Origin of the sequence: Rhizobium sp. BK661 (genome assembly GCF_024808825.1) — a bacterium.
In the GTDB taxonomy this organism is placed as follows: Bacteria; Pseudomonadota; Alphaproteobacteria; order Rhizobiales; family Rhizobiaceae; genus Rhizobium.
The window spans coordinates 1-9,965 of sequence record NZ_JANTYT010000045.1; the positions used below are offsets into that span (position 1 = coordinate 1).

Annotated in this window: 8 protein-coding genes and 1 pseudogene; 2 read left to right on the forward strand and 7 right to left on the reverse strand. The window is 56.8% G+C overall.

Features of this window, described 5'->3' with window-relative positions:
* Nucleotides 1–22: 22 nt before the first annotated feature.
* Nucleotides 23–1,216, forward strand: a complete 1,194-nt coding sequence (locus FHX16_RS31110) for a DUF882 domain-containing protein (RefSeq protein ID WP_259132191.1) — start codon at nt 23–25, stop codon at nt 1,214–1,216.
* A 496-nt stretch (nt 1,217–1,712) separates the two neighbouring features.
* Here FHX16_RS31110 and FHX16_RS31115 read toward each other — a convergent pair whose 3' ends face one another.
* From FHX16_RS31115 to FHX16_RS31785, 5 genes are all read right to left on the reverse strand, one after another.
* On the reverse strand, nt 1,713–2,141 hold the full coding sequence (locus FHX16_RS31115) for a hypothetical protein (protein WP_183757943.1): 429 nt from the start codon (nt 2,139–2,141) through the stop codon (nt 1,713–1,715).
* Between the two features lie 189 nt (nt 2,142–2,330).
* Nucleotides 2,331–2,642, reverse strand: coding sequence for a hypothetical protein (locus FHX16_RS31120; protein WP_183758057.1), 312 nt, complete (start codon nt 2,640–2,642; stop codon nt 2,331–2,333).
* A gap of 158 nt (nt 2,643–2,800) precedes the next feature.
* The gene (locus FHX16_RS31125) at nt 2,801–3,931 is read right to left on the reverse strand and encodes a glycosyltransferase family 39 protein (RefSeq protein WP_183757941.1); all 1,131 of its coding nucleotides are present in this window, start codon (nt 3,929–3,931) and stop codon (nt 2,801–2,803) included.
* Nucleotides 3,932–4,450: 519 nt separating this feature from the next.
* Nucleotides 4,451–5,998 (reverse strand): glycosyltransferase family 39 protein, encoded by a 1,548-nt coding sequence (locus tag FHX16_RS31130; protein WP_183757939.1) that lies wholly within the window; start codon nt 5,996–5,998, stop codon nt 4,451–4,453.
* Nucleotides 5,999–6,382: 384 nt separating this feature from the next.
* A complete protein-coding gene (locus tag FHX16_RS31785; RefSeq protein WP_405049349.1) occupies nt 6,383–6,688 on the reverse strand; it encodes a hypothetical protein in 306 nt (101 codons plus the stop codon).
* A gap of 666 nt (nt 6,689–7,354) precedes the next feature.
* On the opposite strand from FHX16_RS31785, the pseudogene FHX16_RS31140 reads away from it, so the two are divergent.
* Nucleotides 7,355–7,546: pseudogene (locus tag FHX16_RS31140) on the forward strand (alpha-ketoglutarate-dependent dioxygenase AlkB); the annotation flags it as partial.
* Between the two features lie 275 nt (nt 7,547–7,821).
* Here FHX16_RS31140 and FHX16_RS31145 read toward each other — a convergent pair.
* Nucleotides 7,822–8,847: a porin gene (locus FHX16_RS31145; protein ID WP_183757938.1), complete on the reverse strand. Its 1,026-nt coding sequence runs from the start codon at nt 8,845–8,847 to the stop codon at nt 7,822–7,824.
* A 413-nt stretch (nt 8,848–9,260) separates the two neighbouring features.
* Nucleotides 9,261–9,965: HEPN domain-containing protein (locus FHX16_RS31150; protein ID WP_259132189.1), on the reverse strand; the 705-nt coding region annotated here is incomplete at its 5' end.

Here is a 9,965-nt window from a genome sequence, read left to right on the forward strand (position 1 = left end):
TCAGCTTGCCGGCAGTGGCACGTTGATCAGTCCGGCTCACGCCGGAGAGCATGGGACCAGAGCCGTCCAGTTACACCACTGCAGTGGGCACGATCCCGCTGCGGAAGATCGCGCGTTAAAACTCTTCTTTACCCACACGGGAGAGCGGGCAACGATTACGTTCAAACGCGATGGAAAGTTCGATCCAAGAGGGCTTGCCCAGGTTAACCGCTTCCTGCGTGACTGGCGAAGAAACGAGCCGGCGCGCATGGATCCCCGGCTGCTCGATCTCGTCTGGGAGGTCTATGGCAAAAGCGGAGCTCGCGACTACATTCACGTCGTCTCAGCGTATCGTTCACCTACTACCAACAACATGCTGCGGTCCCGATCCAGAAGCTCAGGCGTCGCAAAGAGCAGTCAACACATGCTTGGAAAGGCGATGGACTTCTACATTCCAGGCGTGAAACTTGCCACGCTGAGGGCCTTGGCGATGCAGAAACAGGAAGGCGGTGTGGGATACTATCCCCGCTCCGGTTCTCCCTTCGTTCATCTCGATGTCGGTCGTGTCAGAGCCTGGCCCCGCATGTCGCGACAGGAACTAGCAAGCATTTTTCCGAGCGGACGAACAATGCATGTTCCCGCGGATGGCCGACCGCTACCGGGCTACGACCAAGCGATTGCCGACAGCAAAAAGCGAGCTGGCTCGAGAACGATCGACATTGCCGCGACGGTGGATGAGGACGACACGGAGGAAACGGAAACAAGGGCCTCGGGCGCCAATCTGAAGACCGCTCTCCTTGCGGTGCCTTCCAGCCGTGCGGAGGCAGCACTTGCCCGCCAGATTGCTCAAGGCGGCAGCGATCGCAAGGAAACTGAAAAGAGCAATTTCGCCGATCTCTCCGCAATGGCGGTCCCAGTCCCAACGCTACGAACGCAGCCAATTAGGAACGGCCATGAGACCGATCCGATCCAAACGGCGTCGATTGGAGACACCTCGCCACTCAGGGTAGCCGAGGCTCCGAGGGTTTTCGGCGAACCAAAGCCTGCTACTATGACCTTATCGAAAGGGGTTGTCGCAGAACTTCCTTTGTCAGCGTCGCGTGAGCTCCAGGCCGGCGTCGGGCGAATTTCGGCAAGACGCCTCATGACCTGGGCGCTTCACGGACCGGGACAAACGCAAGACTTGTCATCACCTCGAATAGCCGGGTGGACGATCCTTCAGTACGGGGAATTGTAGGGCGAGAATCATGGGGGCACAAGAAGACCTTTGTGCGATCCTCCTCAAACTACTGGACTTCGATCATCTCGAAAATGCTGGCTTTTTGATCAGGCCGATCATGGAGGTGGTCTGGGGACGCGCCATCTCGAAATGACCGCTCCGATGGCTTGAGCTTTTTCAATTTGCTGCTCGCCAAGAAGTTGCGTTCCATGCTCTCATCGTGCATCATGCAATCAAGCTACCACACCGGAGGAAGCCGATGCGATATGCGGTGGTTTTGGGAACGGATGTATGCTTGGTTACCCGGCACTTGGCTTCGGCCGAGACAGAACGGGAGTTTTTTTCGGCGCGATTTGGCAGGCGCGCCAATGTGGTCACCATCGATGACGACATTGGCGCGACCGCTCGCCTGCATCGCCAGTTGGCTGTGCGGAACGCTCGTGGAGAAATCGATCTTTGTTGACGTGACGGCGTGACCATCCCGTCGCCGGCCTAAGGCCGGTGTAGGAAGATGTTAGGCGCTACGCTTCTTTGATTGGCGTTTGGTTCGGCGCGGTCGAGATTTAGCCCGCTTAATCTCGTGGGCGACATCAACAGAAAGCACCTGAAAGAGGAGGGCAATGCGCTGGGCTGTATCGATCGCCTCTTTATTTAGCGTCTGTCTGTGATACTCAGCGATCTTTGAAGGGTCGGTTTTACCCTGAATTGCAAGTTTTCGTTCAATCGACCGCGGTTTTGTTACAGTCAGATTGGGATCTGGAAGCTGATTGTGCAACTCGCCATACAGCCGTTCAGTTTGAGCGATGTGCTCGACTACCCAGTGAACGCTTGGAAGCTGAGGTTCACTCCCGGCAGTTGTTGCTGGTTTCTTGGAGCTGCCAGCGAGTTTTCGCGGGTTGAAGGAGAGACTATACCCTGAGCTTTGTGTGGCTTTATTGCTCATGCCGCGCCTGAAAAGCCTATCAACTAAGCCCGTTGCCGCCCCTCTCCGATCGTGCCCCTTGACCCTCCTACAGTGCCCAAAACTTACTTATTTCTGGTAACTGGGGCTCTGACAAGCTCCTGACCGAGCGGCATCATCTACGCGCGATGTGCAGGATCAGACGCTATGCCTCGTTTCTCCAGGTCCCGATTACGTGCTGACAAGCAAGAGGACATAGGCAACGACGGTCACCATCAGGCCCCGGAAGGCGAAAGTGACACATCGGTATTTTACACGCGCAATGGTGGAGAGAAGGGTGATGCCTTCCCCGCCGCGCGTAACCGAAGAGTTGACGAAATCGCCGAGCATGCCGCCACCACCACCGCGGATGAATGCTTCCGTCCAGAACTGCGGGCTCCCCATCGGATTCGGATCTCGACCGGCAATGAGCGACTGAGCCTGCATCGTGGCAGCGCCGGCATCGTCATCGTGAGGATTCGTTCGGTAAGCCCGGTTCGACATGCTGCCTTGCGTAAGGGCGCTGATTTTGCGAGGTGCTTGAGGACGGAAAGCTTCGCCACGCCTCTCACGAGGGGCTACGGGAGGTGCAGGACAATGCGGCGATGTAACGGTTGGAGTGAGATCTCGCGTGCCGGATATAAGCGGCGTCGTGTGCCGCGCTAATGGAAGCTTCCTGCGAAAACGACGCCCAGTGAGATAAAGATCATTGCCCCAACGAGCACGGTAAGCTTGCTGATTGCGCCGGGGACGTGGACCCCTGCCGCATCGACCTTACATGCGAGATAGAGGGGGAATGCGACGAAGAAGATCGAGATCCACTTCGGGCGCATCATCGTCGCATCGACAGCCAGCATGATGACGAAGACCAGAAACATGCTGACGACAAGCATCCGGCCGATCACCCGCGTCCATTCGCTGCTCGCAACGAAAATGGTGCGGAGATGCCCGCGATAGACAACGGCGAGAATAGCGATCGTCAATGCGCAGCATTTGACAATTGATTCCACCAGCTCCAAGGCGGCGATGAGCTGCAGAGGCATCCCGTGGCTCGATGCTGCCCGCATCTTTGTCACCGTGTCACCGGTTGCCGCATCGAGATGGGTTACCGCCCAATAAACGTGCGGGGCAACAACAGCGAGACCAACCGCAATGGTCGCGGCCAGCCGCCAGTTGAGAACCAGTCGGCGCAGGCTGGGTTCAAGCAGGAGCGCAACCACTGTCGCCACGGGGATTATCGCAAAGTTGTACTTTGCCAGAAATCCCAGGCCGGCCGCCGCGCCGAGAAGCGCGTAGTTGCCAGCCGACGGGCGCTCGGCCACCAGCGTCAGCACGTAGAGGAACAGCGCAACGACAGCGAAGGCGCCGACGGTGTGAGTCAGATCCCGCTGCGACAGCAGAAAGACCGCCGGCAGGCTCAGGAAGCCGAGAATGGAGATCCAGGCAGCGTCACGTTCTCCCACCACTTTGCGAGCAGCCAAGCCAAGAAACAGGCAGCTCATCAGCAACGTCGCATTCTTCACGAATGCCAGCGTATCGACTGACGCGCCGAAGACCTTGGCGAAACAGTAGAACACCCAGTTGTAGAGAGGCGGCTGGTCGCCATAACCGAATTGCAACGCATGCGAGAGTGCGACTTGTTCCGCCTCGTCGGAGGCGAGATCGCCGCCGCGCAGCAGCCGAAGGACGAAGCTCGCGGTGAAATAGGTTGCCAGCAGAAGGACGGGAAGGATTGTGCTTATACTGGTGGCACGCCGAACGGGAAGGTATGAACCATCAACAGTCTCAGTCAACTTCTGCCCCCGTATGCGCTCGGTCTAACCCGGTTTAGGGCGAAACATGCAACTACCCTAATGGAGAGTATAGCGGTTCACCTGCAATTTCATGGTTCGCCAGCATCGTTCAGAAGCTGAGTGTTGCCGCAGGGCAACGCTTTCGCACGCGACAGCAGCCCCTGCGCTGGTACCGCAGGAAGAGCTGGACGCCGGCGCCAAACAAAAAGGTCGGCACCTCCCTCGGGGTGAACTCTCGATGCCTGCTGGATCTTGGAAACTATCACTCTTTCCACCACGACTTATCGACGGCGGAAATCGCCGGCACGAGAATTTCCTCTTTCGTGGTGATGGGCGGGGAACCCCGCCGCGGCTTGGTGGGCCGAGTCGGGTGAGGGCGGTCAAGTGTTCGTGATAGCCCTCGCATCGGTTCTCCGACGCGGCATCTCTACACGTAAGATCACTGTGTCGAGGAAGCGAGATGAGCAGGCTACGGGGCAGTGCTAGCAGCAGGAACGCTGATCGATCTGGCCGTGGCGTTTAGTTGATCGGCAAATCAACCCAACGGTAGTGGAACTCAGCCTGCCTGAGACCCCAGCTTCGTTCGTAAGGCAAGGAAACGGTGCTGACCGGCGAAGCGGAGCCTCTTTCACCCATCAGCGTGACCCATCGATCGAGCTCAGGCCTTTCCTTCTGCTTTATTTCGTTGTCCGTCCACACGACCAAGATCGATCTGAGGGTGCTCCGCTCATATACCGGCGTAAGGTTGGGAAAATTGAGCGACAGAACCGGTGTGGTGGGGAACTGAAGGCGAAGATTACCAGCTGCAAGCCATTCGTCGGTTACAATGAGGTCGGGCATGCGTGTACCCGACATGGTCACAGACTGAGCAAATTCTGCATACGGGATTCCGGTAGCATCGGGGCGCTTGAACCATTGAGGAAAACCTGAACGCACAAGCAGGCTCGCCGGCACGAGGATCATTACGGCTAGGACAACCGGCATAAGCCTTTTGACCAGCGGTTCAACAACGACGCCAGCCGCCTCCAACTTCAGACAGAGGTAAAGCGGAGCGACGACATAGAGAGGCAGGAGCCATCTGTCGCGCATTCCATTCGTGCCAAAGAAGGCTATCACGAGAAGCGTGGCCGATACGGCGATTAGGTAGCGTCCCAGGAACCGGGACTCGCTACTCGATGCATTCCAGACGCGAACCACATCCTTGTTAACGATGAGACCAAACGTCAGGAGTGTCGGAAGCAACAGCAGCACTGCGGTGGACACTACATCCAGCATGCCCTTGCCCGCCATCACCAGTTGGATCTCTTCGCTTACTCCGAGTAGCCCGAGATTTCTGTCCACTGCGATATCGCGGTGACTTATCATCCAAACCGCGTGCGGGAGAAAGATCGCAGCGGCGATCAAAATACACAGAACAAAACGTCGATCAAAAAGCCGCGCTCGTCCAGATGGATCGCCGAGCGCGGCCACCATTACCCCAACGACGATAAGCGCGAAATTATACTTGCTCAACATCCCAAGGCCAGTGGCCAATCCGAGCGCTACATAGGATTGGGCTGTCGGACGCCTCATCGTTATGGACGCCGAGTAAAAAAACGCGCACACCACCGCAAGCTCGCAAACGGTGTGGGTCAAGTTGCGTTGGGATTCCCACGAAAACTGAGGGATCGTGAAGAGTAGAAGTGTCGCCAGCGCAATTGATGCACTCGACCGAAGCAAAATCCTAGAAAGTGCGACAAAGGCGAGAAAAACAGCGAAAAGACTCAGGCTCTTGGTGAATGCCAGGGTCGCCAGCGAAAGGCCGAATACACCTATGAATGCCTGCTGAACCCAGTTATACAGCGGTGGTTGATTGTCGTATCCGATCGCCAGCCACTGCGAGAACAAAGCCTGCTGCGACTCGTCATATCGCAGGCCGTGAGGCAGCAGAAGTCTGACGAAGACGTGAATGAGAAGGTAGCATCCAAGAAAGGTCAGAAGAGCTCTCGGTTGCAGTGTTATTTGGCTGACAAATGCCTGATAGCGGTCCCGCAACAACGGCGACTCTTCCGCCTTAGAGTAGGACACTATGCCTCTCCATTCTGCTAAATTCAGCCATGCCTGATGATTGCCTCTGCCTTTCGGCTGGCATCGAACTCCATTTCGATCCAATCGGAGTCTGCCGCCTAGAGTTTACACGAAACTACAATAGCGGCACATCTCGTCAACACAATATGTTGGATTTTCGAGGAGGTATGGCAATTGAGTTTCAATTCACTCGACGTCGGCTCGCGAACCGCAATGACCCCCAATGCAGAGAAGGTGCGTACTACAGCACCTTTGCCGTATGCGCGTCCTCACTGCAGCCTGGGCAGCCCGCAAGTTCCCGGATGTCCGCATCCATATCGCGTCCGGCAATAAGACCGTACGAACCATTCAATCATGAATGTCGCCTTGATTGGCCTGCCACGATCAACGTCCGTGGGGCGTGAATTCCACTAGCAGAGACTTGAGCTCAACGTCCCTAACCCTGCGTGCTGCTTCGTCCGGGGAGACCCAAGCCAGGATGCGCTCGCCACGCTCCTTGAATCTGTCGTGTTTCTTTTTGACTTCGATCTGAAAAATATCAACGATGCAGGGCACGACCTCGCCGTCGCCTAGAAGCTTCAGGTATGTGTATCTGCCGACCGGTTTCTTTCTAACCTTACCTCGAACTCCTGCTTCTTCCCTAGCTTCGATGGCTGCAGCCTCATGAGTGCCTTCCCCTCTATCGGCCATCCCTTCGGAATGATCCAGCGCCCACTGTCGCGCGTTGTGACGATCAGAATTTCAATCGTTGTTCTGTCATCCTTGTAACGGAAGCACAACGCAGCGCATTGCTGGCGAAACTTGCCCGCAAAGAGTTTCTCGGGCTGGGCCGCTAGGCGTTGCAGGAGCGACTTGGGTCTCGCATTTCGCGTCGTTGCCGATTTCTTCTTGGACGTCATGAATTCCGGGAGGGCAGGGGAGCATGAACAGGAAATTTTGTTCAAACGAGACGAGAGTCCTGGTTATTGGTATACGGTCCGAAAGACTACTCACAACTGCGACGGCCCCATCGTACGCTAGCGTACTGGTTGATCGAGCGCAAATCCCAACCCCCTTCGAGTATGGCAGCTTCCATGGCCTCAAGGTAGGAGTGGGCTCTCGGCATTCCAAGGACAACCAGCATGGCCGCTGACTTCGACGAGGCTCAACACAATGCCGAAGCGCTGGACCTAATGCCGCCAACGATGATCATTTTATTCTCGGTTTGATTGAAGGTGACCATCGTGCGTGCAATGGCCTAGCGCTGCAGACTGGCGGCACGCCAACAGCGAGCCCCAGTGGCGGTTTCCCCGCCTTACTCGTCACTCGAGCCAAATCCGTTGGGCGGGAACGAGCTTAATGAACGACTGTTATCACGGGAATTCCAGCCTCTTCAGCCGCACGGATCAGGGCCGCCGACGTATGGCCGGCAAGTGGGAGCGAAGATCTATTAGCGTGGCGGCTGGGTACGCATATCTTCTCTCAGGTCCCTCGCGGATGGAATGGGAACATTCCATCCCTCCCGTTGAACAGCTGCGATATTCTATTACCTTCAGGGAACTGGCGTAGCCGCGAAACCTGCGAGTGTCCGATCACAGGTCATCAAAACCCGCGAGCGTTGAAAGCTTCACTCGCCATCGCCCGAGACTCGCGGCGGTTCCTGAACTTCGCACCATCTCCAAATTGTCCGGGAGGGTATCCGCTCGCTTCGATCCCATGAATTTTGGCTTCGAAGCCGAATACAGCACCGACGTGCCGCGTTGCCTGAAACGGAGCGGTAAACCAAGAACACGCCCTGACCGATGAGATTGAACGGCGCCCGCCTATGAGGGCGCCGGCAGGAATCAGAAGGAGCGCTGCAGACGGAAGAAACCCTTGGTCACCTCGTCAGCATCATCGGGATCAGTGTAATCGGCTGTTGCCTTGGCATAGAGGTTGTCAGCGATCTGATAGTCTACAGTAATGCCGACCGTCCATGCGTCGCCGAGGCCGTCGAACGAGTCGCCACTGAAGCTACCGAGATCAGGCACGTAATTGCCGAAGTACTGAGCCTCCGGGGTGATGGTCCACTTCTCGTTGGCCTTGTAAGCGTATTCGGCTGCAACGGTCCATTCTGACTGGGAATAGTAGGAGTTCGGACCAGATGCGTAAATCGCTGCCAGTCCAAGTGTCCCGGGGCCGATATCAGCAAAGAGCATTCCGCGCACTGCACCGTCTTCGTTGTCGGTGTCGTAGCTGCCGATGACCTGGTAGCTGATTGCTCCGGCCTTGCCGCCAATGCCGAGGCCGACGCCGAAATTATTCGGGTTCTCACCGGGCTTGTAATAGCCGTCTTCCAGCTCGTCGACGGTGACGCCAGCGTAGAAGTCGCCGTTTTCATACTGGTAGCGGATGGAGTTGTGCAGGGTTTCAAAGCTCGAGAGGACGTCCGGTTCGCCAGAAAGGTCGTCATCCCACCAGCTGTAGAACAGACCGGCGCGGAAGCCGGCGAGGTCGATGTAGGCCGAGTCCAGGATCGAGGTCGTCTCGGGATTGTCACCGTTGTTTCGTATAACGATTAGGCCAGTGAGCGGACCATATTCGGTGTCGCTCTTGGCAGTGAACTGCACATGAGCGCGCGTGCGAGCGTTCCAGTCCGAGGTGCCTTTCTCATCCGGGCCCGCATAGACCTCGAAACGAAGGTAACCGCTGACTTTGAGGCATGTTTCGGTGCCTGGGATATAGAAATAGCCTGTGCCATATGCATCGCAGACGCGGACATATTCAACCGGCTCGGGTTCAGCTGCAACGATTGCATCAGCAGCAAAGACCGGCGTAGACGCGGCAGCAAATACCGCGGCGGAGGTCAACAAAGCCATCCGAAGTGTCATTGGAAATCCATTCCCTTTCGATTGAACCGCCACCTGGGGGCTGGGGCTGTTCCGATAGATCGCCTTTCGGCTGGCGAGTCAGCTAGCCGCAAAGCCAGCCTTTCATTCTTGTCTGAGTCGATCAATCTCGAAGTGACGGGTTGCTGTCGACAAACGGCCTTTTGGTCATGGGACGTTGCACTTCGGTAACAATACGATCAGTGGTTGAAAGCGCCAAGCGTCATCATGTGCCGGTAGAGGCCCGTCCGAATTGGACCCTACCGAAAACGGCGGCGGCGGAGGATGTTCGATCGTCAGCATTATTGCATCAACTGGTGTAAGCGTTCGTACCAGTATGAAATCAATTCACGGGCGACCAAAGAGCCGATCCCTGCTGTACGAAGCCCACTCCTTGCCATGCGGGATCCGGAATACTACTCCCCGGACAACCGCTCGAGGCAGACTGTTTTGACAACCTCCTGCAGGCTCCTGACCCGCTCTGTAAGCCAGGCAAGTTCCTCTTGGGTGATCTCGTATTGGGAGGAATACCTGGCTTCGACATAGGCGCGAGACAGCAGCTCGAAGCACCGCCGCGAAAACCGGGTGTCACGAGGCCATGCCGCAATCAGGCGCGGGTCCAGTCCTTCGGCGCGAGAGCGCAGTACCTTGATGCGATGCGACTTCGGGCTGTAGAGGGTAAGGGTCAACAGAGCGCAATGATAGGCGGATTCCGTCCCCTGATGAAGCATGAATACGCCATGACGCCAAATGTTGTCTGCCATTCCAAGTTCAGCCAATTTCAGCGCTTCTTCTGACAGCTTGAACCATTGCTCAAAATAGCCTTTTGCTTCCTGGCGCTGTTCCTTCGGCGTCAACGGCTTCGGTTTTGCTAGCGGATGGCCGGGCACTTCGTAGAGGACGATGCCGTCCCTGGCGATATCGACAAAGAAGGGTCGGCCGCGGCCGAGCTGGTCGTTGACGTCGGCCAAGGTATGGACGATCGGAACAACCGGTGTCTCGATGCGGCGAGCGATCTGTTCTTCGAGCAGCCTGTTGTCGACCCCCTCCCAGAGCGCGTCTTCTTCGGCAAAGGACCTGTCGTTGACCACGACCATGAGGTCGTAGTCGGAGCGATAGCC